The following is a 23,765-nucleotide window of genomic DNA, read 5'->3' on the forward strand; positions in this document are numbered from 1 at the left end:
ATGGACCGCCGCATTTTCGGGCTGGAGAACGAGTACGGCGTCACATGCACGTTCAGGGGACAGCGGCGTCTGTCCCCTGACGAGGTGGCGCGGTACCTCTTCCGCCGTGTCGTGTCATGGGGCCGGAGCAGCAATGTTTTCCTCCGCAATGGCGCCCGCCTCTATCTCGACGTCGGCTCGCACCCGGAGTACGCCACTCCCGAGTGCGACAACGTCACCGAACTGGTCACCCACGACAAGGCCGGCGAGCGCATCCTCGAAGGCCTTCTGGTCGACGCGGAGCGCCGGCTGCACGAAGAGGGCATCGCCGGGGATGTGTACCTGTTCAAGAACAACACGGACTCGGCGGGCAACTCCTACGGATGCCACGAGAATTACCTCGTGGCCAGGCACGGGGAATTCTCCCGCCTCGCCGACATCCTCATTCCCTTCCTCGTCACCCGGCAGCTGCTGTGCGGCGCGGGCAAGGTGCTGCAGACCCCGCGGGGCGCCGTGTTCTGCGTGAGCCAGCGCGCCGAGCACATCTGGGAGGGGGTCAGCTCGGCCACCACCCGCTCCCGGCCGATCATCAACACCAGGGACGAGCCGCACGCCGACGCCGAGCGCTACCGCAGGCTGCACGTCATCGTCGGCGACTCCAACATGTCCGAGACCACGATGCTGCTCAAGGTCGGCGCCACCGACCTGGTGCTGCGGATGATCGAGGCCGGCACCGTGATGCGGGACCTGACCCTGGAGAATCCCATCAGGGCCATCCGCGAGGTCAGCCACGACATCACCGGCCGCCGCAAGGTGCGGCTGGCCTCGGGGCGCGAGGCCTCCGCGCTGGACATCCAGCAGGAGTATTACTCCAAGGCCGTCGAGTTCTGCGAGCGCCGCGGCATCCGCAGCGGCGTGATCGAGCAGGTGCTTGAGCTGTGGGGCCGCACCCTGGAGTCGATCGGCAGCGGCGACCTGTCCAGGATCGGCACCGAGATCGACTGGGTCATGAAGTACCAGCTCATCGAGCGCTACCGGAACCGCGACAACATCACCATGTCGCACCCCCGGGTCGCGCAGATAGACCTCGCGTACCACGACATCCACCGCCGCCGCGGTCTGTACTACCTGCTGGAGCGCAAGGGGCAGGCGGCCAGGATCTGCAACGACCTCAAGATCTTCGAGGCCAAGTCGGTGCCCCCGCAGACCACCAGGGCCAGGCTGCGCGGGGACTTCATCCGCCGCGCCCAGGAGCAGCGCCGCGACTTCACCGTCGACTGGGTGCATCTCAAGCTCAACGACCAGGCGCAGCGGACCGTGCTGTGCAAGGACCCCTTCCGGTCGGTGGACGACCGGGTGGAGAAGCTCATCGCCGGGATGTAGCCCGCGTCCCGGGCGCGGCAGCGGCCCCGCCGTCAAGGCAACGGTCGTCACAGCGCACCCACAGGCCCCGTGCGGAACTCGTACGGGGCCTGCGGTACGCCGTAGGGTGTGGGGCGGTATCAAGACACCTCCGACCCCGACTCCGACCCGAACCGAGGGAATCCGTGCGCCGACGCTCCGTATTGCTCGCCGTGCCCGCGCTCATGCTCACCGCCGCCGGCTGTGGGAACGACTCCAAGAAGAGCGATTCAGCGGCGTCCGACTCGCCTTCGGCCTCGGGCTCGCCGAGCACCTCCGCGAGCGCCACGCCCAGCGCGACCCCGAGCGCGACGCCGAGCACCAAGATCGTCAGCGGCCCGGTGCCGAAGGTCACCAGCGGCACCGCCTTCAACACCAAGCCGACCGTGGCCAAGGGCACCGGCACCCCGTCCACCGACCTCGCCGTCAAGACGCTGATCCCCGGCGACGGCACCGCGGTGGCTTCCGGCGACATCGTTCAGGTGAACTACCTGGGCCAGGTGTGGAGCACCGCCAAGGTGTTCGACACCAACTTCGGGAAGACGCCCTACGCCTTCCAGACCGGCAGCCAGGCGGTCATCCCGGGCTTCGAGAAGGCCGTCATCGGCGCCAAGCAGGGCGGCCGGGTCATCACGGCCATCCCGCCGGCCCTCGGCTACGGCACCTCGGGCAACGCGCAGGCGGGCATCAAGGGCACCGACACCCTGGTCTTCGTCATCGACGTGCTCAACGTCTACACGGGCAAGGACTCCGCCAAGGGCAAGGTCGTACCGCAGACCGACGCGAACCTGCCCAAGGTCGGCACGAACACCGACGGCAAGGCGCCGTCCCTCACCGTGCCCAAGACCAAGGCGCCCACCAAGCTGGTCTCCACCTACGTGCTGGAGGGCGACGGCAAGACCGTCAAGGCGTCCGACACCCTGGTGGTGCAGTACAAGGGCGTGCTGTGGGACACCGGCAAGGAGTTCGACTCCAGCTACTCCCGCCACCAGGTCACGCAGTTCCCGCTGGCCAACGTCATCCCGGGCTGGACGCAGGGCCTGACCGGCAAGAAGGTCGGCAGCCGGGTGATGCTGGTGACGCCGCCGGCCCTGGCCTACAAGGACCAGGCCAACGGACCGGTGCCGGCGAACGCCACGCTGGTCTTCTCGGTGGACATCATCGCGGTTCTGTAAGACTGTCCCGGTTGCCCGCAACCGTACAAGGAGCATCGAAGTGAGCATCGAGAAGCCCGAGATCGACTTCCCGGGCGGCGAGCCGCCGGCCGACCTGGAGATCAAGGACATCTGGGAGGGCGACGGGCCGGTCGCCAAGGCCGGGGACACCGTCTCCGTCCACTACGTCGGCGTGGCGTTCTCCTCCGGCGAGGAGTTCGACGCGAGCTGGAACCGCGGCGCACCGCTGAAGTTCCAGCTGGGCGTCGGCCAGGTCATCGCCGGCTGGGACCAGGGCGTGCAGGGCATGAAGGTCGGCGGCCGCCGCCAGCTGACCATCCCGTCCCGCCTCGCCTACGGCGAGCGCGGCGCCGGCGACGCCATCAAGCCGGGCGAGACGCTGATCTTCGTCTGCGACCTCGTCGCTGTCTGACAAGGTGGTCCCCCCGGACACCACCGGGGGGACCGCTTTTCGATACGGTTCGCCGAGCGGACGCACAGAAGGGGGACCGGGATGGCTATCGCCAAGGCCGAGCGGCTGATGAATCTGGCACTGTGCCTGATGAACACCCGTCGCCCGGTCAGCAAGCGCGAGTTGCGGGCCTCCATCGAGGCCTACCACGAGGTCACCTCGGACGACTCCTTCAACCGGATGTTCGAGCGGGACAAGGACGACCTGCGCGAGCTGGGCCTGGTCATCGACACCGTGGAGAACCTCGACGGCGAGTACGGCTATCTGGCCCGCAGCGACCGCAACCGGCTGCCCGACATCGCGCTGGACCCCGAGGAGGCCGCCGCCCTGGCACTGGCCGCGAAGGTCTGGCAGCAGGCCAGGCTCGCCGAGGCCGCCAGCGGGGCGCTGCAGAAGCTGCGCGCGGCCGGGGTGCCGTACGAGGACACCCACAGCGCGCTGGAGCCGCGGATCCCCACCCCCGAGCCGGCCTTCGAGGCGCTGATGCTGGCCACCCGCGAGCGGCGGGCCGTCGCCTTCGACTACCGCAAGGCCAACGCGGTGCGCCCCGAGCCGCGGCAGGTCGAGCCGTGGGCGCTGGAGTGCTGGCGCGGCCACTGGTACCTGGCCGGCTACGACCGCGACCGCGGCGCGGTCCGGGTCTTCCGGCTGTCGCGGATCAGCGGCCGGGTCAAGGCGCGCGGCGCCTTCACCGTCGAGGTGCCCGCGCATGTGGACGTACGCGAGGCCGTGGCGCGGTGGGCCGGCGAGGGTGCCACCACCACCGCCACGATCCGGCTGCGCCGCGACAGCGGCTATCCGCTGCGGGCCAGGGCGGTGGCCACCACCCCGGTCGACGCGGACTGGGACGAGCTGGAGGTGCCCTACGGGCACGGTCTTGACGCCTGGCTCGCCGAGTTCGGGCCCGACGTGGTCGTGCTGGCACCGCAGGAGCTGCGTACCGAGGTGCTCGACCGGCTGCGCGCGGTGGCCAAGGGCTGAGCGGGGGGCGGCGATGAGCGGGGGAGCGGACCGCCGTACGGGCGGCCGGAGGAGCGGGCAGGACGGCAGGCGGGACACCGGATGAGCAACGCGATCGACCAGACCCGCAGGATGCTGTCGCTGGTCACCTATCTGCGCGAGCGGCCCGGCGCCCGGGTCAGCGAGGTGGCGCGGGCCTTCGGGGTCAGCGAGGCCGAGCTGATCGGCGACCTCAACGTGCTGCCGCTGTGCGGCACCAGCTTCCGCGGCGGCGACCTGCTGGACATCGACACCGACGGCGAGCGCATCTGGTGGCACAACCCCGGCACCGCCGACGACGTGGCCCAGCCGCTGCGGTTGGCCGCCGACGAGGCGACCGCGCTGCTGGTCGCCGCCCGCGCGGTGGCGAACCTTCCCGGCCTGCGCGACAGCGACCGGCAGGCGCTGCTGCGGGCCGGCACCAAGCTGGAGGCGGCGGCGGGCGAGGCGGCCGGCGGCAGCGCGCAGCTGTCGGTGACCTTCGAGTCCGAGGGCAGCGTCTTCGCCACCGTCGACCGGGCCATCACCGAGCGGCGCCGGCTGTGGATGCGGTACTACTCGCCGGCCCGCGACGCGCTGACCGAGCGCGAGGTCGACCCCATCCGGCTGTTCGCGGTCGGCCACACCTACGTCGAGGGCTGGTGCCGCCTGTCCGAGGACCGGCGGACCTTCCGGCTCGACCGGGTCGCCGAGATCCGCCTGCTCGACGAGCCGTCGGACCCGCCGCGGATCGAGCCGCGCGACCTGTCGCAGGGACTGGTGCAGCCCGCGGGCGACGACCCCGAGGTGGTCATCGAGGTGGGCCCCGGCGGGCGCTGGGTCGCGGAGTACTACCCGCACGACAGCGCCGACGAGCTGCCCGACGGCGGCCTGCGGATCACCCTGCGCACCCCCGACCCCGGTTCGCTGCGCCGGCTGGCGCTGCGGCTCGGGCGGGACGGCCGGATCGTGTCGCCCGCCGAGCTGGCCGGCGACGCCCGCGACGCCGCCGTACTCGCCCTGGCCGGCTACGGGGAGTGAGGGACCGGCGATGACGGCGACCTGCCCACCGCCCGCCGCGGGACCGGCCGTCTTCCGGGCCGGCTGCCCGCACTGCAGGACCAGCTTCGAACTGGGCGCGGACGCGCTGCGGCTGGCCATCGGCGGCAGCGCGCGGACCACCTTCTACTCCTTCACCTGCCCCGGGTGCGGCGAGGCGGTGCGCAAACCGGCGGGGGAGCGGATCGTGGAGCTGCTGACCGTCGGCGGCGTCCGTACGATGCGGCTGGAAGGGTAGGCTGCCGGACCATGTGGTGGCTCTTTGTCAGCGTCGGCCTGGCGGCAGCGGGACTCGTGGTGCTCGCGGTCTTCGCCGCCCGGGTCTTCACCGCGGTGCGCGAACTGGCCGCCCAGGTGGCCGCGAGCACCGACGCCCTGACCGCCGCGGGCGACCGGTTGCAGCGGGCCGCGGCCCCGGTGGCGGAGCGGGCCGGCGAGATCAGCCGCCGCTGAGCCTGCCACCGGACAGCAGGTGAAGGTACGCTGACCCGGGCGACCCGACCTGGCCCGGCACCCCCGGCTGCGGACGCGGCAGGGCCGCAACCCGGTGGATTCCGGCGCATATTCCGGCGTTCACCGGCGCACGCTACGATCCATGCGTAGGCGACGGCCGGAAACGTCCGACGACCGGTCGCCGCAGACGTACCGCACGGACCACGCCGTCAACCCGGTGAGAAGGTAGACCTGTCATGCTCGGCAATCTCAAGCCCTTTGAACTCGTCCTGATCCTTCTCGTCATCGTCGTCCTCTTCGGCGCCAAGAAGCTGCCCGACGTGGCGCGGTCGATCGGCAAGTCGGCCCGCATCCTCAAGAGCGAGGCCAAGGCGATGAAGGACGACGACCCGAAGCCCCCGGCCAAGTCCGGCACCGCCGCCCAGGAGCAGGCGCCGGCCCGGACGATCCAGGCCGCCCCCGGCGACACCGCGAGCGCGCGCCCGGTCACCGAGCAGGACCGCACCACGACCACCGGCTGACCGGCCACCGGTTACCGGCGGCCCGCCGGTAGACCCGGGCCCCAGGCGAACGACCCGAGCCGAGACACGCTGCCGACGGCTGCCCGTACGAGACGAGGACGTGGGTGCTCAAGACTGCCCGCAAGCAGGAGAAGGACCCCGAGGGGCGGATGCCGCTCGCGGACCACCTGCGAGAGCTGCGCAACCGGCTGTTCAAGTCGGTGCTGGCGATCATCGTCATCACCATCGTGGCGGCGTTCTTCTACAAGCAGATCATCCATCTGCTCCAGCAGCGCATCCCCGACGGGGTGCAGTGCCGCACCAACGCCTCGAAGACCGCCACCGACGGCGAGGCCTGCGCCCAGATGACCGTCAGCGGCCTGATGGGCGGCTTCTCCATCGCGCTGAAGGTCTCGCTGATGGCGGGCGTGGTCGGCGCGTCACCGATCTGGCTCTACCAGCTGTGGGGCTTCCTCGCGCCCGGCCTGCACAGGAACGAGAAGCGCTACACCCTCGGCTTCGTCGGCGCCGGCGTGCCGCTCTTCCTCGGCGGCGCGGTCCTGGCGTACGAGATCCTGCCGCAGACCGCCAGGATCATGATCGGCTTCGTGCCGAAGGACACCACCAACCTGCTGCCGCTGGACGACTTCCTCGACCTCGTCGTCCGGATGATCATCGTCTTCGGGCTCGCCTTCGAGCTGCCACTGGTGCTGGTGCTGCTGAATTTCACCGGCATCGTCAGCGGCAAGCGCATGCTCGGCTGGTGGCGCGGCATGGTCGTGGGCATCACCGTCTTCGCCGCAGTCGCCACCCCCACCGGCGACCCGCTGACCATGACGCTGCTGGCCGCGCCGATCGTGCTGCTGTACTTCATGGCGATGGGCGTCTGCTTCTTCAACGACTCCCGCCGGGCCCGCCGCCGCGCCGCCGACCCGGACTTCGCGCTCGACCCGGACCAGGCCTCCAGCCTCGACCACATCCCCGAGCAGGTCGACGCCGACTCCTCGCCGGACGACGGGCGCGGCGACGGCTACGACGACGCGACCTGACGCCGCCGGCCCCACACCCGTGACCAGCGACATCACCCTGCTCGTCAACCCCACCTCCGGCCGCGGCCGCGGTGCGCGGGCGGCGAGACCCGCCGCCGAGGCCATGCGCGCGGTCGGCCTGACCGTCCGCACCGTTGTCGGCGTGGACGCCGCCGACGCCCTGGACCGGGCGCACAAGGCCGTCGACGGCGGTACCGGCGCCCTGGTCGCGGTCGGCGGCGACGGCATGGTCTCCCTCGCCCTGCAGGCGGTGGCCGGCACCGGCACGCCGCTCGGCATCGTCGCGGCGGGCACCGGCAACGACTTCGCCCGGGTCAGCGGGCTGCCGGTCCGCGAGCCCGCCGCCGCGGGCACCACCATCGCCGAGGCGCTGCGGGACGGCCGCACCCGGTCGCTGGACCTCGGCAGGATCGGCGAGCGCTGGTTCGGCACCGTCCTGGCCTCCGGCTTCGACTCCCGGGTCAACGACCGCGGCAACCGGATGCGCTGGCCCAAGGGCCGCTTCCGCTACGACGTGGCGATGCTCGCCGAGTTGGCCGCGCTGCGTCCGATCCGCTACCGCGTGCAGTTCGACGACGCCCCGGAACGCGAGCTGGACGCCACCTTGATCGCGGTCGGCAACGGCTCCTCCTACGGCGGCGGCATGCGGATGTGCGCCGACGCCGAGATGGACGACGGCCTCTTCGACGTCTGCGTGGTCGGCCCGTGCTCCCGCCGCACCCTGCTGCGGGTCTTCCCGCTGGTCTACAGCGGCTCCCACCCCCGGCACCCGGTCGTCACCGTCCACCGCGCCGCCCGGGTCCGGCTCGCCGCCGAGAACGTCACCGGATACGCCGACGGGGAGCGGATCGGCCCGCTGCCGCTGGAGGCCAGGACCGTGCCGGGGGCGCTGCGGCTGCTGGTCTGAGCAGGGCAGCCGCACGGCAACCCTGCCCCCGAAGAGAACAAAGATCACGCGGTGTGTCGGTGCTGCCGGGTAGGCTCGTAGCGAGATGACAGAAGACATGTCGCCAGCCGAGCGCTACGCCGCCAGCCGTCGCCGCGCCGCAGAGAACGCCACCGCACTCGCACAGTTCCGCGAGCTGTACGAGTTCGGCCTCGACCCGTTTCAGATAGAGGCCTGCCAGGCCCTGGAAGCCGGCAGTGGCGTCCTCGTCGCCGCCCCGACCGGCTCGGGCAAGACCATCGTCGGCGAGTTCGCCGTCCACCTCGCCCTCGCCGAGGGCCGCAAGTGCTTCTACACCACCCCGATCAAGGCCCTGTCCAACCAGAAGTACAACGACCTGGCCAAGCGGTACGGCGCCGAGAAGGTCGGCCTGCTCACCGGGGACAACAGCGTCAACGGCGACGCACCGGTGATCGTCATGACCACCGAAGTGCTGCGCAACATGCTCTACGCCGGCTCCGCCGCCCTCGACGGCCTCGGCTACGTGGTCATGGACGAGGTGCACTACCTGTCCGACCGCTTCCGGGGCGCCGTCTGGGAGGAGGTGATCATCCACCTCCCGCAGTCCGTCACGCTGGTCTCGCTGTCCGCGACGGTCTCCAACGCCGAGGAGTTCGGCGATTGGCTGGACACCGTGCGGGGCGACACCCGGGTGATCGTCTCCGAGCACCGCCCGGTCCCGCTGTGGCAGCACGTGCTGGCCGGCCGCCGGATGTACGACCTGTTCGAGGAGAAGGCCGGCGCCACCGACAACCGCGGCCGCCGCGAGGTCAACGCCGACCTCGAACGGCTCGCCCGGATGGAGAACCAGCGCAGCTACCACCCGCGGGCCAAGCGCGGCAAGGAAGCCGACCGGGAGCGCGAGCGCAGGGCCCGCAGCCGGGTCTGGACGCCCAGCCGCGCCGAGGTCATCGACCGGCTGGACTCCGAGGGCCTGCTGCCCGCCATCACCTTCATCTTCAGCCGGGCCGGCTGCGAGGCCGCCGTCCAGCAGTGCCTCTACGCGGGCCTGCGGCTGAACAACGAGGAGGCCCGGGCCCGGGTCCGGTCCATCGTCGAGGAGCGCACCCGCTCCATCCCCGACGAGGACCTGCACGTCCTCGGCTACTTCGAATGGCTGGAGGGCCTGGAGCGCGGCATCGCCGCCCACCACGCCGGGATGCTGCCCGCCTTCAAGGAGGTCGTGGAGGAGCTGTTCGTCAAGGGCCTGGTCAAGGCGGTCTTCGCGACCGAGACGCTGGCCCTGGGCATCAACATGCCGGCCCGCTCCGTGGTGCTGGAAAAGCTCGTCAAGTGGAACGGCGAGATGCACGCCGACATCACCCCCGGCGAATACACCCAGCTCACCGGCCGTGCCGGGCGCCGCGGCATCGACGTCGAGGGCCACGCCGTGGTGCTGTGGCAGCGAGGCTTCGACCCGGGCGCCGTCGCGGGCCTGGCCGGCACCCGTACGTATCCGCTGCGCTCGTCCTTCAAGCCGTCGTACAACATGGCGGTCAACCTCGTCGGCCAGTTCGGCAGGCACCGCTCCCGCGAGCTGCTGGAGACGTCCTTCGCGCAGTTCCAGGCCGACCGCTCCGTCGTCGGCATCTCCAAGCAGGTGCAGCGCAACGAGGAGGGCCTGGAGGGCTACCAGCAGTCGATGACCTGCCACCTCGGCGACTTCGACGAGTACATGCGGCTGCGCAGGGAGCTCAAGGACCGCGAGGCCGACCTGTCGCGGCAGGGCGCCGTGCAGCGCAGGGCCGCCGCCTCCGACGCGTTGGAGAAGCTCAAGCCCGGCGACATCATCCACGTCCCCGCCGGCAAGTACGCCGGGCTCGCCCTGGTGCTCGAACCCGGCGTGCCGGCCGGCCGCACCGCCGGATACCACCCGCGCGACGGCGAATACCACGACGGGCCGCGCCCGCTGGTGCTCACCGCCGAGCGCCAGGTCAAGCGGCTGGCGCAGATGGACTTCCCGGTGCCCGTCGAGGCGCTCGACCGGATGCGCATCCCCAAGTCGTTCAACCCGCGCAGCCCACAGTCCCGGCGAGACCTCGCCTCCGCGATGCGCAGCAAGGCCGGCACCGCGGGCTGGGCGGCGCCCTCCAGGCACCGCAAGGAGCGCTCCGCGGCGGCCGACGACACCGAGATCGCCCGGCTGCGCAGCGCGATCCGCACGCACCCCTGCCACGGCTGCGACGACCGCGAGGACCACGCCCGCTGGGCCGAGCGCTACCACCGGCTGCGCCGCGACACCCAGCAGCTGGAACGGCGTATCGAGGGCCGCACCAACACCATCGCCAGGACCTTCGACCGGGTCTGCGCCGTCCTGACCGAGCTGGGCTACCTCAAGGGCGACCAGGTCACCCCGGAGGGCCGCCGGCTGGCCAGGCTCTACGGCGAACTGGACCTGCTGGCCAGCGAGTGCCTGCGCGACGGGGTGTGGGACGGCCTCGGCCCCGCCGAGCTGGCCGCCTGCGCCTCCGCGCTGGTCTACGAGTCCCGGCAGGCCGACGACGCGACCACCCCGAAGCTGCCCAGCGGCAACGCGCGGGCGGCGCTGGGCGAGATGGTACGCATCTGGGGCCGGCTCGACGCCCTGGAGGAGGACCACAAGATCAACCAGACCGAGGGCGTCGGCCAGCGGGAACCGGACCTGGGCTTCGCCTGGGCCGCCTACCGCTGGGCGTCCGGGCACCCACTGGACGCGGTCCTCAACGACGCCGACATGCCCGCCGGCGACTTCGTGCGCTGGTGCAAGCAGCTCATCGACGTCCTCGGGCAGATCGGCAATGCGGCGCCCGACGCCGGACCGGTCAGGCGCAACGCCCGCAAGGCCGTGGACGGGCTGCTGCGGGGCGTCGTGGCCTACTCGTCGGTGGGGTGAGCGGGGGCGCGGTCACCCGTGCAGGTTCGTGCAGGTCAACGAGCCGTTGAGGGTGACCACGCCGCCCGTGCCGCCGTAGGCCTGGGCGATCTTCAGGTTCTGCACCTTCACCGTCCAGGTGCCGCCGCTCTTCTGCGCGGTCACCGCCTCGGCCTTGGAGACCCGCCCCGAGTATGTCTTCTTGTCCGGGGCGGCGAAGAGCGCCACCTGGGTGGGGCTGTCGGACGTGGTCGCGATGAAGGACGGGAAGATCTGCGTCTTGGTGAACACGTCGGGCGTGGTCACGCCGATCAGCTTGCCGCCCTTGATCTCGCACTTGACGCCGCCGGTGAAGTCGGCGCCACCGGTGTCGTCGCCGGTGAAGTCCAGGTGGCCCTCCGTCTTGCCCGCGGGTTTGGAGGGCGCGGCGGCGCTGCTGCTCGGGGCGGCGCCGCCGGCGGCCGTACCGTCGGTGGCGGGGCCGCCCGCGGCCGGGGCGGACGTGCTCGACTTCGCGCCGTCGGACTTCTTGCCGTCCGACGACGAGCAGCCGGCCAGCGCGGTCGCTGCCAGCGCGGCAGCGAGCGCGCCTGCGGTGAGTATGGTGCGGTGGCGCATGCGGCCGTGTTCCTCTCCCCGTGGGTCTGTGGTGCCGCACAGTGTACGTACCCGCGGTACGAACACCCCGTTTCAGGTACGGGCCCGGCCCAGGTAGCCCCGCCAGCCGCCGTGCGCGGTGATGTCCTCGGCGCCGGCCAGCGCGGCGGGCTCGCACAGGAAGCCGGTCACCTCGGAGCCGTCGCGAAGCGTCACCCGGCCCAGCGCCATCGGCCGGGGGAGCCCGGCCACCAGCGCGCCCAGCGCGGCGGGCGCCAGCTCCCACACCTCCGTCTCGATCGCGGCCCCGCCCTCCGCCACCCGCACCAGGCCCGGCTTGGGCGGCACCGTGTCCAGGGCGTGCAGCCGGTAGGCGGGCGCCGTCGCGGTCGTCGCCGCGAGGCGGGCGCCGAGCGCGAGCAGCTGCGGATTCAGCGGCTGGCCCGACAGGTGCGCGCCCACCACCGCGAGCCGCAGCGGTGGCTCCAGCAGTTCCGCGACCTGCGCGACGCGCTCGTCGCAGCCCGCCGCGCCGAGCAGCATCACCCCGAACGGCCGCCCCGCCACCTCGCCCGCCGGCACCGCGACCGCGCACAGGTCCAGCAGGTTCGCCGAGTTCGTGAAGCGCCCGAGCCGGGTGTTCGCGCCGACCGGGTCGGCGGCGACCTGAGCCGACGTCGGATGGCCCGGCGCGGTCGGCAGCAGCAGCGCGTCGGCGTCGCCCAGCTCCGCGGCCGCCCGCCGCCGCAGCACGGCCAGCCGCTCTCGGTCCGCGAACAGCCGGTGCGCCGGCAGGTCACGGGCCGCGCGGATGATACGGGCCACGGTCGGATCGAGATCCGCGCCGCCGCGCTCCACGAACTCGCCCACGGCCGTGTAGCGCTCGGCGACGAAGGCGCCCTCGTAGAGCAGCGCGGCCGCCTCGCCGAACGGGGTCAGGTCGATCGTCCGCAGCTGGGCGCCGGCCCGCGCCAGCCGCTCCTGCGCGGCCTCGTAGGCCGCCGCCCAGCCGTCGTCCAGCTCGCCGAGCTGCGCGGTCGCCGCGACCGCGACCCGCCACGGCCCCGGGCGGCGCGGCGGCGGCACCGGGCTCGCCAGCAGCGCCAGGGCCCTGCGGGCCTCGGGCAGGGTGCGGGCGAAGACGCTCACGCAGTCCAGGCTCGCGCAGGCCGGCACGACGCCGTCCGTCGACACCAGGCCGCGGGTCGGCTTGAGCCCGACGATCCCGTTGAAGGCCGCGGGCACGCGGCCCGAGCCCGCGGTGTCCGTGCCCAGCGCCAGGTCCACGAAGCCCAGCGCCACGGCGACGGCCGACCCGGAACTCGACCCGCCCGCCACCCTCTCCGGCGCCAGCGCGCTGCTCACCGGGCCGTAGGGGCTCCTGGTCCCGACCAGACCGGTCGCGAACTGGTCCATGTTCGTCGTCCCGAGCACGATCGCACCCGCCGCGCGCAAGGCCGCCACGGCCGGGGCGTCGGCCGCCGGCTCGTACCCGTACGAGGGGCATCCCGCGGTGGTCGGCAGCCCCCGGACGTCGATGTTGCCCTTGACGCCCAGCAGCGTCCCGGCGAGCGGCAGCGCCTCCCCGGCCGCCACCCGGGCGTCGACGTCCTTCGCCTCGGCCCGCACCTCCTCCTCGGGCCGCAGCCCGATCCACACCTCCGGCCTTCCGGCCCGTTCGATCCCCTCGTACGCCGCCGTGACGCGGCGCTGTGCGTTGCCCATACGGTGGGCTCCCTTTCGTTGACACTTCCTACCCGCTGTGGCTGGTCGCGCAGTTCCCCGCGCCCCCCGGGTGGTTGCCCCTTGCGGTGGCGTTGCTTTCTTTCCCGCCCCGTCGGCTGGTCGCGCAGTTCCCCGCGCCCCTGAAAAACGCTCACCCTCCAGGGCCCAACGCCCGCCGCCGGAAGACCCGAGCCCCAAAGAGGCGCGGGGAACTGCGCGACCAGCCACCCACGCAGCGGCACCGTGGAGTCCGTAACAGCACCCCGCAGGGGGAGGGCACCCCCCGACGGGCTAAGACGCACCGGAGGTGGGTGGTGGGGCCAGGGTCAGCAGGACCGTGCCGGGGGAGACCTGGTCGCCGGGGGTGACGTGGACGGAGGCGACGCGGCCGGCGACGGGGGCGGTCACCGGGGACTCCATCTTCATCGCCTCCAGGGTGAGGAGGTGCTGTCCGGCGGTCACCGTGTCGCCGGGGCGGACGGCGAGCCGCCAGACGCCGGCGGCGAATTCCGCCTCGACGGCGCAGCCGCCGGGAGGGACCGGGATCGTGGAACCCGCGGGGGCCGGCGCCGCGACGGCCTCGGCCCGGGCGAATTCCCCGGCCTCCTCCCACGCGGAGCGCTCCGCCGCGAAGGCGGACGCCTGCCGCCGGCGGAAGGACTCGATCGGCCCCGCGTTCTCCGCGAGGAAGCGCTGGTGCTCGGCGAGCGCGAAGTGCCCTTCCTCCACCCGCAGCTGCAGGCGCCCGGCGGCCATGTCGGCCCGCAGGTCGAGGAGTTCCTCCGCGCCGACCGGATACCACCGGATCCGGTCGAAGAACCGCAGCAGCCACGGCGGCTGCCGGTCCGCGGCCCGCCGCGACCAGACCTGCACGGTGCGGCCGACGAACTGGTAGCCGCCCGGCCCCTCCATGCCGTAGATGCACAGGTACGCCCCGCCGATGCCGACGGAATTCTCCGCGGTCCAGGTGCGTGCCGGGTTGTACTTCGTCGTGACGAGCCGGTGCCGCGGGTCGAGCGGTGTGGCGACGGGTGCCCCCAAGTACACGTCGCCGAGGCCCAGCACGAGGTATTCCGCGTCGAAGACCGTGCGGTAGACGTCCTCGACGGAGTCGAGCCCGTTGACACGGCGGATGAACTCGATGTTCCACGGGCACCAGGGCGCGTCGTCGCGGACGCCGGCCATGTAGCGGGCGATGGCCTCCCGGGTCGCCGGGTCGTCCCAGGACAGCGGGAGGTGGACGGTGCGGCTGGGCACGACCAGCTCGTCGGTCGGCGGCAGCGCGTCCTCGGCCTCGCGGACCAGGTCGAGCAGTTTGGCCGTCGGCAGTTCGTCCGGGTCGACGTGGATCTGCAGCGAGCGGATGCCGGGCGTGAGGTCCACGACGCCGGGCAGCCGCTGCGCGGCGAGGTGTTCGGCGAGCGCGTGCACCCGCATCCGCAGCGCGAGGTCGAGTTGCATCGGGCCGTATTCGACCAGCAGGTTGTCGTCGCCGCTGCGCCGGTAGGTCACCGCGGGGCGGCCGGCGGTCGGTTCGGCGCGGCCCAATACGCCGCCGTCGCCCAGCACCGGCCGCGACGGCGCCGGGGGCGTCGCGGGGGACGACCGCAGCGCCGCGGCCGCGTCCTCAGTGACGGGCACGAAGCGTACGGTGTCGCCGGGCCGCAACTGGCCCAGCTTCCACCGCTGTCCGGTGACGACGGTGGCCGGGCAGACGAAGCCGCCCAGCGAGGGGCCGTCGGGGCCGAGCAGCACCGGCATGTCGCCGGTGTAGTCGACGGCCCCGACCGAATACGGCGTGTCGTGGATGTTGGAGGGGTGCAGGCCGGCCTCGCCGCCGTCGCCGCGGGCCCAGCGCGGCTTGGGTCCGACGAGCCGTACGCCGGTGCGGGCCGAGTTGAAGTGGACGCTCCACGCGGCGGCGTAGAAGTCCTCGATGTCGTCCTCGGTGAAGAACTCCGGTGCCGCGTGGGGCCCTTCGACCGCGCCGATCGCCCATTCGGTGCCGATCGCGGGGCGCAGCCCGACCGGTACCGGCCGCCCGTCCGCGGTGCCGCCACCGTGCAGGACGTCCGCGGCCCGCAGTGCCCGGCCGCCGTGCCCGCCGAAGCGGCCGAGCGTGAACGTGGCGGTGCTGCCGAGGAATTCGGGCACGTCGAGACCGCCGGCCAGCAGGACGTACGTGCGCAGGCCGGCCTCCTGCGGCGCACCGACGTCGAGCACCGCCCCGGCCGGCACGGTCACGGGTTCCCACTGCGGGACCGGCCGCCCGTCGACGGTGACCGGTGCGGGCGCCCCGGTCACGCAGACGGTGGTGGCGTGGCTGAACCGCAACGCCGGCCCCTGCAGGGTGCATTCGAGCCCGGCGGCCCCTTCGCCGTTGCCCAGCGCCTCGTTGCCGAGCCGGAAGGACAGGTCGTCCATCGGCCCGCACGGCGGCACTCCGACGTGCCACAGGCCGGTGCGGCCCGGCCAGTCCTGGACGGTGGTCATCGTGCCGGCGCGGACCACGTCGATCCGCCGCGAGCCGTCGCTGACAGCGTCCAGGGTGGCGGTGCTGTGGGTGGCGGCCCGCAGGTCGGGGTCGGTGAGAGCGGCCCGCAGCAGCCCGAGGTTGGTCTCGATGCCGTCGACGCGGGTCTCGGCCAGCGCGTCGGCGAGCCGGTCGAGTGCCTCGTCCCGGTCGGCGCCGTACGCGATGACCTTGGCGAGCATCGGGTCGTAGGAGGTGGTGACCTCGGTGCCGGTCTCGACCCAGGTGTCGACGCGCACGCCGGGCGGGAAGGCGACCCGGGTGAGGACCCCGGCGCTCGGCCGGTGCCCGCGTGCCGGGTCCTCCGCGTAGATCCGCGCCTCGACGGCGTGCCCGGCGGGCTCGGGCGGTTCGCCCGGGCCCGTGCCGTCCATGGCGAGCCGCAGCATCCACTCGACCAGGTCGACGCCGTGCGTCTCCTCGGTGACCGGGTGCTCCACCTGGAGCCGGGTGTTGACCTCCAGGAAGTAGGCCTCGGCGCGCTCCGCGTCGTAGACGAACTCGACCGTGCCCGCGGAGCGGTAGCCGACCGACGCGCACAAGGCCCGCGCGCTCTCGCCGAGTTGCCGCCGTACTGCCGCGGGCAGGCCGGGTGCGGGGGCCTCTTCGAGCACCTTCTGGTGGCGGCGCTGGAGCGAGCAGTCGCGGTCGCCGAGGGTCACGACCTTGCCGCGGCCGTCGCCGAAGACCTGCACCTCGACGTGCCGGGCGCGCTGCACCAGCCGTTCCAGGAAGACCCCGGCGGAGGAGAACCCGGCGGCCGCCGCGCGCTGCACCGGCTCCCAGGCGGCGGCCAGTTCGGCGGCCGAGTGGCAGGCGCGCATGCCGATGCCGCCACCGCCGCCAGTGGCCTTCAGCATCACCGGGTAGCCGAGCCGGCCGGCCGCGGCGAGCGCGGCGTCCAGGTCGGGGAGCAGCCCGGTGCCGGGCAGCAGGGGGACGCCGGCCGCCTCGGCGGCGGCCCGCGCGGTGTGCTTGGCGCCGAAGACGTCGAGATGCCGGGGCTCGGGGCCGACGAAGGCCAGGCCGGCGGCCTCGCAGCGGCGGGCGAAGCCCGCGTCCTCGGACAGGAACCCGTAGCCCGGGTGGATCGCCCCGGCGCCGGTGTCCGCGGCCGCGGCCAGCACCGCGTCGACGTCCAGGTAGCTGGACTTCGCCGGCGCCGGACCCAGCCGCACCGCGGTGTCGGCGAGATGGACGTGCGGGGCGCCGCGGTCGGGGTCGGAGAAGACGGCGACCGTCCGCAGGCCCATGCGCCCGGCGGTGCGGATGATCCGGGCGGCGATCTCGCCCCGGTTGGCGACCAGCAGCGTGTCGAAGGTCATCCGCGGGCCTCCGCAGCCTCGGGCGCGGTGACCGTCATCCGTACCGGGGTCGGGTCGAAGCCGTTGCAGGGGTTGTTGATCTGCGGGCAGTTGGAGACCAGGACCAGTACGTCGGTCTCGGCCCGCAGGGTCACTTCGAGGCCGGGCGCGGAGCGGCCGTCCACGATGCCGAGGGTGCCGTCGTCCTCCACGGGGACGTTCATGTACCAGTTGACGTTGCTCACCAGGTCGCGCTTGCCGAGGCCCCAACGGGCGCCTTCGGCTAGGAAGTTGTCTACGCAGGCGTGCTGCGACCAGGTGTGGTGGCCGTAGCGGAGGGTGTTGGACTCCTTGGAGCAGGCGCCGGCGATGGTGTCGTGCCCGCCGCAGCCGTCGGCGACGACCGTCATCAGTGCCGTGTGCTCGTCGGACAGCAGCACGCTGCCGGCGGTCAGGAAGATGTTGCCCTGCGCCTGGATGGTGTCGGGGGCGCTGTAGCGCACGGCGGTGTCGTGGGCGTCGTAGACGAGGAAGTCCACCGCCTGGTTGCCGTGCAGGTCGGTGATGGTGAGCAGGCCTCCGGCCGGGATCACCGCGGACCAGGGCGCGCGTGCGGGTACGGTCGCGGTCGTCATCACAGCCCCCTGGCGGTGAGGTGGTCGGCGGTGTTGGCGAACGCCCTGCCGCTCTCGGGCGTGGCGTCCCACAGCGGGTCCCCGGGGCCGGTCGGCGCGCCGGGCTTGGCCCGTACCTCCAACGGCCCGCACACGTAGGCCTCACGCGGGTCCAGCGGGTGCGGCACGTTCGCCAGCAGCACGGTCAGCGGCTGCTCGGCGCGCAGGGTCACCGCGGCTCCCGGCCCCGCGGAGCCGATGAACTCCAGCGAACCGTCGGTGTCGACCCGCACGCCCTGGAAGAACGACAGCGACGGTGGCAGGTCGCGCGGCTCCAACCCCTGCTTGGCCCCGGCCAGTTTGAACAGCTCGCGCCCGGCGGGGGACGCGCCCTGCGGCGAACCGTCCCCGTAGCGCGCGGTGTTGCGCGCCGCCGACGACGTACCGCACAGCGTGTCGTGCCGGCCGCTGGTGTCGGCGATCAGCGAGGCGAGCACCCGGCCCTGGTCGGACAGCAGCAGCCGGCCCGCGCCCAGGTAGGCGTTCCACTGCACCTTCACCGTGTCGGCGACGTTCAGCCGCTCCCACGGGCGGCCCTCGGCGAACAGCAGCAGATGCGCGCACGCGGTGCCGGTCGGGTCGGCGAGCCGCAACTCGGTGCCGCGGGCCAGCACCTTGTGCGTGTAGTTGCCGCCCGCCACCGTCTCGGCCCACACCAGCCCGTCGGGCGCCGGCACCAGCGGCATCGCGGCCGCCCGCTTGCCGCCCTGCGCCCGGGCATGGTCCCTGGCGCCGTACGTCGTCCCTGTCGCCACGGTGCACCTCCCATTTCTGTCGTGCGACAGAAATTAGGCGGCGGCGAATTCCGGTCCGTTGCCCGCGTGTTGCGCCCGGGTTACCGGCCGCTCACGGCCGCCGCCCCTGCTCGTACGGTCGGCCGCTGTGCGACGATCACGAGGTGACCATCAGCGGACGCCGTGTCGGACGGCCCAGGGCGCAGCCGCGGCCCGACAACGGGATGAGCCCCAAGCAGGAACTCCTCGCGGCGGCCGCCGAACTGTTCACCACCCGCGGCTACACCGCCACCACCACCCGGGCGGTCGCCGAACGCGCCGGGATGCGGCAGGCGTCGATGTACCACTACGTCGGCGGCAAGGAGGACCTGCTCGCCGACCTGCTCGAAGGCACGGTGACCCCGTCCCTGGCCCTCGCCCGCGCCCTGCTGGCCGACCGGTCCCGCCCCGCCGAGCGCCGCCTGTGGGAACTGGCCGGCGCGGACGTCGAACTCCTCTGCGCAGGACCGTACAACCTCGGCGCCCTCTACCTCCTCCCCGAGGTGCGGGCCCCCCGCTTCGCCCCCTTCCGCGAGGCGCGCGCCGACCTCAAGTCGGCCTACGCCGCCCTGCTCGCCGCCACGTCGGCCGGCGCGGCCCTCCCCCCGGACGAGCTCGCCGTGCGCGCCGACCTGCTCTTCGCCCTGATCGAGGGCGTCATCCTCATCCCCCGCCCCCCGGCTCCGACGCTCGCCACCGCCACGGCCGACGCCGCCCTCCGCGTGGCCGGCTGCTGACCGCGCCCCTGCCGGGCCGCACGCGTGTTTCCCCGCACCTCGGGGTGCTCGGCTCTGCCGCGGGGACGGGCCACCAGGGCCGCGGGTGATCGACCAGCGCCGCCGACGCCGGGTATCGCGGCGAAGGCCTCGCCCTGAGGCAGGGCCACGCGTGTGGGAATCCCGACCACGGGATCCCTTCTCCTACCGGTCAGTTCGGTCGGCTCGCTTCGTGATGAGCCGGAGCCTCGCCGGGTCGAGGGCCTTCCACTCACCCGGGCCACGCAGCGGACGGAGCAGGTACGTGCCGTCGCTGCGTACGTCGGAGAGGGTCGCGTTGCGCCCGGTGGCGGGGTCGTGGACCAGATCGCCGACCCACGGTCGCGCTGGTATGGATTCCTCGTGGGTCACGCCGGCTCCCCGCTCTTCAGGACGCCCCACACCCGCTTGCCGAATGGCATCTCGTCGGTACCCCACTGCTCGGTCAGGACCTCAACGAGCGCCAGGCCGCGTCCGCGTTCCGCGTATTCGTCCGCGTTTCGGCGTTCGGGGCGGATCGTTGAGCGGTCCACGACGTCGATGCGTACGAGGCCCGGTGTCGGGCGGCTGATGGACACCCGGATGAAGTGACCCGGGGTGTGTTGTGCGGCATTGGCGACCAGCTCTGTGACGACAAGGGCGCTGTCATCTTCCAAGCCCTCAAGTCCCCAGGCGCATAAAGCGATGCGCACCAGTTGCCGGGCCTTCTCGGCGCTCTCGACGGCGCACGGCAGAGTCTGCGTGTATCCGGGATGTCCTTGGGGATGTGCGACGGTGCTCACGGGCATCAGGACCTCGGTCGGTATGGATGGGCCTGATCCAGTGAACGAGTCCTGACCTGTGCTGGGGAGGAAATATGGCTCCGGTCCGCAGTCGGCGCCACCGGAAATTCCGGTCGTTCGCTACTACGGAGGCGTACTGAATGGCTACTTTGGGTCAGTGGAGCCGAACCGGGACCTCATCAGCGCCTTCGACGAGGCGGGCTTCACCCAGGCCGAGTTGGCCGAGGCGGTGAACGACTGGTTACGACGGCGCGGCCACGCGGGGACCGTCAGCGACCGGACCGTTCGGCACTGGCTGACCGGAAGGACCCGCTGGCCTCACCCACGTCAACGGGAGGCGTTGGGGGCAGTATTCGGTTGCGCTGCGGAGGAGTTGGGATTCAGCCCTCCGGCGAGGCCCCGCACTCCCGACGCATCCCCGGAGCCACCCGTGAGGCGACGCGACTTCATCACCGCAACCACCGGTACGGCGGCGGCCGTCGCCACGCCGGGCATCGTGAGCCGGCCGCACCAGGTCGGCATCACCGATGTGGTTCGGCTCCGCACCGGCCTCGACGATCTGATGGCCCTCGACGACACCCGGGGCGGCCACGAGTCCCTTGAGCAGTCCGCTCTGTCCGGGGCGGCAGAGGCCCTGAGAATGCAGAGCCAGGCGGCCTCCCAGCGCATCCGACGGCGGCTCTTCAGCGTGGCGGCCGACTTCACCGCCACGGCGGCCTGGTCCGCTCTGGACGCCCGGCACTCCGACCGTGCCGAGCAGCACCTCCATCGGGCGCTGTATCTGGCAGGCATGGCCCAGGACTCGGTGGTCGAACTGAGGGTCTGGAATTCCTACGCGATGCTCGCGCATCAGCGTCAGCACTACGTCCACGCGGTGGACTCCGCCCAGGCCGCTCAGGCCACGGCAGTCGCCCGTAGGGACCCGCTGTTCGCGTCTCTGGCCCATGCCAGGACGGCCGTAGGACACTCGAACCTTGATGATCGGCAGGCGGCCCTGCGGTCTCTGGGGTACGCCCAGGAGGCTCTGGCGAAGGCCGACTCCACCCAGCCCCGTCCGAGCTGGATCGCCTTCTACGGCCTGGCTGAGCTGAACGCCGTCACCGCCATCGTCCGAGACCGGATCGGAGACCCGGCGGGGGCCGAAGCCGCCTCGCATCGGGCGCTCTCCGCGATCCCCGAGCATTTCCGCAGGAATCGGGCACTGGCAACCACGCGACTCGCGCTGTCGCAGCTCCACCAGCGGGAGGCTGACCTGGCCTGCGACACGGCGGCCTCCGCCTTCACCCTGATGACCGGTAGCCCGATCCCCGGCAGGATGAGGTCACTGCTCGGCGACTTTTACCGCGACTTGATCACCCTGGCGCCGAAGTCCCCGACCGCGCGAGAGTGGGGCGACCGCTACCGACTCGAATGGAGGCGTGCATGACGACCCCCATCCTCGACGTGCGTCATTACACCCACGACGACCTGGCATTGATACGGCAGACGATCCTCGACATCCATGCCGACGCCTACGCGGAGAACATGACCGAGTTCGATGAACGGTTCCCCTGGTTCGTGGACCACTGGGGCGGCAACCCCGGCTTCGCCTGCGTGATCGCGTATGACGGGGAGCAGGCGGTCGGCTTCGCGTACGGAGCCCCGGCGACCCCTGGGCGTGAGTGGTGGCGCGAGCACCTCGACCCCGCGCCGGAAAAGCAACGGACGTTCTCGTACTCCGAGCTGGCCGTCCACCCGTACTGGCGGAAGAAGGGCGTCGCAGACCGCCTCTCCCGCGTACTGATGGACGGTCGGGACGAAGACTTGGCGGTGCTGCTTGTGGACGTCGAGCACCCCCGGGTCCAGGCCCTGTACGAGTCCTGGGGGTATCGGAAGGTCGGCGAGCGTCAACCGTTCCCCGACTCACCGGTGTACGCCGTGATGCTGGTCGAGCTGCCGTTGCCGTGATTGCTGCCATGCGGCTCACGCGGCGACCGCCGGTACGTGCTTCGCCCTGGCGCGCTTCGCCGTTTCGGCCGGGGTGCGGCTGGACTTCGAAAACGGCCGCCTGATCCGGCGTCGACGTGGTCCCGGGTCCGGAAGAGGATCCGGGACCACGCGGACAAGCTGCCCGCCGCGGCGAAGTGGACAACGAGCGGGTGTCCGCGAAGCAGGCGCTACGGCGTCGGCGACGCGACCGCCGATGGCGCCGCCTCCTGCGAGGCCGAGCGCCCTCGCAGCGCCCGCCAGGAGAAGCCCGCCACCAGTGCCGCGCCCAGGAAGAGCAGGGTGAACCACTGGAAGTACCAGTGCGTGCCCGAGGGGTCGTACACCGCGGCGCGGGGCCAGGCGAGGTTGACGGTCATCACCAGGCCGTAGAGGAGGGCGGCCGCGTTGACCGGGACGCCCCAGCGGCCGAGGGAGAAGACGGGGGCGCCGGACTCGTCCGTCGCGGGGGGAAGGGGCGCGCGCAGGCGGCGGAGCAGGAGCGGGCCGGTGACCATGGAGTAGGCGAGGTAGAGCATCACGATGCAGGTGGTGCCGATGGCCAGCCACGCCTCGGGCGAGGCGAAGGCGATCAGCAGCAGCGCCGCGGACAGCACGCCGACGGCCAGGGCGGGGGCGTAGGGCTGGCCGGTGCGGGGGGAGACGCGGGAGAGGGTCGGGGAGAAGGGGAGCGCGCGGTCGCGGGCCATGGAGAAGAGCATCCGGGTCGCCGACGTCTGGATCGCCAGGGTGGCGACCGCGACCGCGACGGCCACGTCGCAGAGCAGGGCGCGCCCGACGCCGCTGCCGAGCCGGCTGGTGAGCACGTAGGACAGGCCGTCCGTGCCGAGCCGGCCGTCGGTCAGGCTGGGGGCGGCCAGCAGCGCGGCCAGCACGAGCAGGGAGGCCAGCAGGCCGGCCGCGGTCAGGGCGGTGAGGATGGTGCGCGGGGCGACCCGCCGCGGGTGGCGGGTCTCCTCGCTCATCTCGCCGGCGCTGTCGAAGCCGATCATGACGTAGGCCGCGGCGAACGAGCCGACCAGCAGGGCCGATCCGCCGCCCCCGGTGTGCACGGTGACCGCGGGGGAGCGGTCGGCGTGGGTGAACAGCAGCACGATGATGAGGACGGCGCCGGCGATCTCCGCGGTCACGCCGATCCGGTTGACCAGCGACATGACCTTGTTGTCCAGCAGGTTCACCACCGTGGTGAGCACCAGCAGCACGATGCCGAGCAGTGCCGCGTTGGCCGCGCCGTCCGAGGAGACCGGTGAGGTGTCGGTGCCGATCAGCTGGAAGCCGGACCAGACCGCGGGCAGCACCACCTGGAGCGCCAGCGCCGCCGCGGCGACGACCACGATCTGGCCGAGCACCATGATCCAGCCGGCGTACCAGCCGAAGACGGCGTTGCTGAGCCGGCTGGACCACTGGTAGATGGCCCCCGAGATCGGGTAGCGGGCGGCGAGTTCGGCGAAGCACGCGGCGACCAGCAGCTGGCCGATCAGGACGGCGGGCCAGGTCCAGAAGAAGCGCGGGCCGCCGAAGGAGTAGCCGAAGGCGAAGAACTGGAAGACGGTGGTCAGCACCGAGATGAAGGAGAAGCCGGCCGCGAAGGACGCGTAGCGGCCGAGGCTGCGGTGCAGTTCCTGGCGGTAGCCGAAGTCCGCGAGTCCCGCGGTGTCCTCGGTGCCGTGCTGGTCCGGCGGTTGCGAACGGGCGTCCGATGGTGCGGTGGCGGTCATGGGCCGGCCCCTTAGGTCGGTATTCCTGTCGATCGACAGAAATTAGGGAGCCGGTGTTTCAGTCGAATGACGTGAC

General features: G+C 72.4%; 22 protein-coding genes. 14 read left to right on the forward strand and 8 right to left on the reverse strand.

What is annotated here, in order from left to right:
- The 11 genes from pafA to BUE44_RS18120 all read left to right on the forward strand — a co-directional run bounded on the left by pafA (position 1) and on the right by BUE44_RS18120 (position 10,863).
- Positions 1–1,362 (forward strand): Pup--protein ligase, encoded by a 1,362-nt coding sequence (gene pafA, locus BUE44_RS18070; protein WP_033178209.1) that lies wholly within the window; start codon positions 1–3, stop codon positions 1,360–1,362.
- A gap of 164 nt (positions 1,363–1,526) precedes the next feature.
- The gene (locus tag BUE44_RS18075) at positions 1,527–2,555 is read left to right on the forward strand and encodes an FKBP-type peptidyl-prolyl cis-trans isomerase (RefSeq protein WP_073499627.1); all 1,029 of its coding nucleotides are present in this window, start codon (positions 1,527–1,529) and stop codon (positions 2,553–2,555) included.
- Positions 2,556–2,595: 40 nt separating this feature from the next.
- Positions 2,596–2,967, forward strand: a complete 372-nt coding sequence (locus BUE44_RS18080; RefSeq protein ID WP_073499630.1) for an FKBP-type peptidyl-prolyl cis-trans isomerase — start codon at positions 2,596–2,598, stop codon at positions 2,965–2,967.
- A gap of 81 nt (positions 2,968–3,048) precedes the next feature.
- The gene (locus tag BUE44_RS18085; protein WP_073499632.1) at positions 3,049–3,987 is read left to right on the forward strand and encodes a helix-turn-helix transcriptional regulator; all 939 of its coding nucleotides are present in this window, start codon (positions 3,049–3,051) and stop codon (positions 3,985–3,987) included.
- Between the two features lie 81 nt (positions 3,988–4,068).
- Positions 4,069–5,025, forward strand: coding sequence for a helix-turn-helix transcriptional regulator (locus tag BUE44_RS18090; RefSeq protein ID WP_073499635.1), 957 nt, complete (start codon positions 4,069–4,071; stop codon positions 5,023–5,025).
- 10 nt (positions 5,026–5,035) lie between these two features.
- Complete coding sequence (locus tag BUE44_RS18095) at positions 5,036–5,281, forward strand: CpXC domain-containing protein (protein ID WP_073499637.1); 246 nt, start codon at positions 5,036–5,038, stop codon at positions 5,279–5,281.
- An 11-nt stretch (positions 5,282–5,292) separates the two neighbouring features.
- The gene (locus BUE44_RS18100; protein WP_073499639.1) at positions 5,293–5,496 is read left to right on the forward strand and encodes a hypothetical protein; all 204 of its coding nucleotides are present in this window, start codon (positions 5,293–5,295) and stop codon (positions 5,494–5,496) included.
- Positions 5,497–5,732: 236 nt separating this feature from the next.
- The gene (gene tatA / locus BUE44_RS18105) at positions 5,733–6,017 is read left to right on the forward strand and encodes a Sec-independent protein translocase subunit TatA (protein WP_073499641.1); all 285 of its coding nucleotides are present in this window, start codon (positions 5,733–5,735) and stop codon (positions 6,015–6,017) included.
- 104 nt (positions 6,018–6,121) lie between these two features.
- Entirely contained in the window at positions 6,122–7,045 is a 924-nt protein-coding gene (tatC, locus tag BUE44_RS18110) for a twin-arginine translocase subunit TatC (protein WP_073499643.1), read from the forward strand.
- Positions 7,046–7,064: 19 nt separating this feature from the next.
- On the forward strand, positions 7,065–7,952 hold the full coding sequence (locus BUE44_RS18115) for a diacylglycerol kinase (RefSeq protein WP_073499645.1): 888 nt from the start codon (positions 7,065–7,067) through the stop codon (positions 7,950–7,952).
- Positions 7,953–8,037: 85 nt separating this feature from the next.
- Positions 8,038–10,863, forward strand: a complete 2,826-nt coding sequence (locus tag BUE44_RS18120; RefSeq protein WP_073499648.1) for a DEAD/DEAH box helicase — start codon at positions 8,038–8,040, stop codon at positions 10,861–10,863.
- A 12-nt stretch (positions 10,864–10,875) separates the two neighbouring features.
- Here BUE44_RS18120 and BUE44_RS18125 read toward each other — a convergent pair whose 3' ends face one another.
- The 5 genes from BUE44_RS18125 to BUE44_RS18145 all read right to left on the reverse strand — a co-directional run bounded on the left by BUE44_RS18125 (position 10,876) and on the right by BUE44_RS18145 (position 18,430).
- Complete coding sequence (locus tag BUE44_RS18125; protein WP_073499650.1) at positions 10,876–11,460, reverse strand: hypothetical protein; 585 nt, start codon at positions 11,458–11,460, stop codon at positions 10,876–10,878.
- 72 nt (positions 11,461–11,532) lie between these two features.
- Positions 11,533–13,164: an allophanate hydrolase gene (locus BUE44_RS18130; RefSeq protein ID WP_073499663.1), complete on the reverse strand. Its 1,632-nt coding sequence runs from the start codon at positions 13,162–13,164 to the stop codon at positions 11,533–11,535.
- A 291-nt stretch (positions 13,165–13,455) separates the two neighbouring features.
- Positions 13,456–17,022, reverse strand: a complete 3,567-nt coding sequence (gene uca / locus BUE44_RS18135; protein WP_073499665.1) for an urea carboxylase — start codon at positions 17,020–17,022, stop codon at positions 13,456–13,458.
- Complete coding sequence (locus tag BUE44_RS18140; RefSeq protein WP_073499667.1) at positions 17,019–17,636, reverse strand: urea amidolyase associated protein UAAP2; 618 nt, start codon at positions 17,634–17,636, stop codon at positions 17,019–17,021. The genes uca and BUE44_RS18140 overlap by 4 nt, the downstream gene beginning before the upstream one ends.
- Positions 17,636–18,430: an urea amidolyase associated protein UAAP1 gene (locus BUE44_RS18145; RefSeq protein ID WP_073499669.1), complete on the reverse strand. Its 795-nt coding sequence runs from the start codon at positions 18,428–18,430 to the stop codon at positions 17,636–17,638. The genes BUE44_RS18140 and BUE44_RS18145 overlap by 1 nt, the downstream gene beginning before the upstream one ends.
- Before the next feature lie 203 nt (positions 18,431–18,633).
- Between BUE44_RS18145 and BUE44_RS18150 the strand changes: the two genes are divergently transcribed.
- Positions 18,634–19,185 carry a TetR/AcrR family transcriptional regulator gene (locus tag BUE44_RS18150; RefSeq protein ID WP_079189860.1) on the forward strand — a complete coding sequence of 184 codons (552 nt, stop codon included), beginning with the start codon at positions 18,634–18,636 and terminating at the stop codon, positions 19,183–19,185.
- Between the two features lie 183 nt (positions 19,186–19,368).
- On the opposite strand, the gene BUE44_RS18155 is transcribed toward BUE44_RS18150, so the two are convergent.
- Positions 19,369–19,575 (reverse strand): hypothetical protein, encoded by a 207-nt coding sequence (locus tag BUE44_RS18155; RefSeq protein ID WP_079189850.1) that lies wholly within the window; start codon positions 19,573–19,575, stop codon positions 19,369–19,371.
- Positions 19,572–19,991 carry an ATP-binding protein gene (locus BUE44_RS18160; protein WP_073499674.1) on the reverse strand — a complete coding sequence of 140 codons (420 nt, stop codon included), beginning with the start codon at positions 19,989–19,991 and terminating at the stop codon, positions 19,572–19,574. The genes BUE44_RS18155 and BUE44_RS18160 overlap by 4 nt, the downstream gene beginning before the upstream one ends.
- Before the next feature lie 424 nt (positions 19,992–20,415).
- Here BUE44_RS18160 and BUE44_RS18165 point away from each other — a divergent pair, with 424 nt between their 5' ends.
- Entirely contained in the window at positions 20,416–21,411 is a 996-nt protein-coding gene (locus tag BUE44_RS18165; RefSeq protein WP_322940283.1) for a hypothetical protein, read from the forward strand.
- Entirely contained in the window at positions 21,408–21,932 is a 525-nt protein-coding gene (locus BUE44_RS18170) for a GNAT family N-acetyltransferase (protein WP_073499678.1), read from the forward strand. Before BUE44_RS18165 ends, BUE44_RS18170 begins: the two co-directional genes overlap by 4 nt.
- Positions 21,933–22,141: 209 nt before the next feature.
- Here BUE44_RS18170 and BUE44_RS18175 read toward each other — a convergent pair whose 3' ends face one another.
- Positions 22,142–23,689 (reverse strand): amino acid permease, encoded by a 1,548-nt coding sequence (locus tag BUE44_RS18175; RefSeq protein ID WP_073499681.1) that lies wholly within the window; start codon positions 23,687–23,689, stop codon positions 22,142–22,144.
- Positions 23,690–23,765 lie beyond the last annotated feature (76 nt).

The sequence above is a fragment of the Actinacidiphila paucisporea genome, assembly GCF_900142575.1.
In the GTDB taxonomy this organism is placed as follows: Bacteria; Actinomycetota; Actinomycetes; order Streptomycetales; family Streptomycetaceae; genus Actinacidiphila; species Actinacidiphila paucisporea.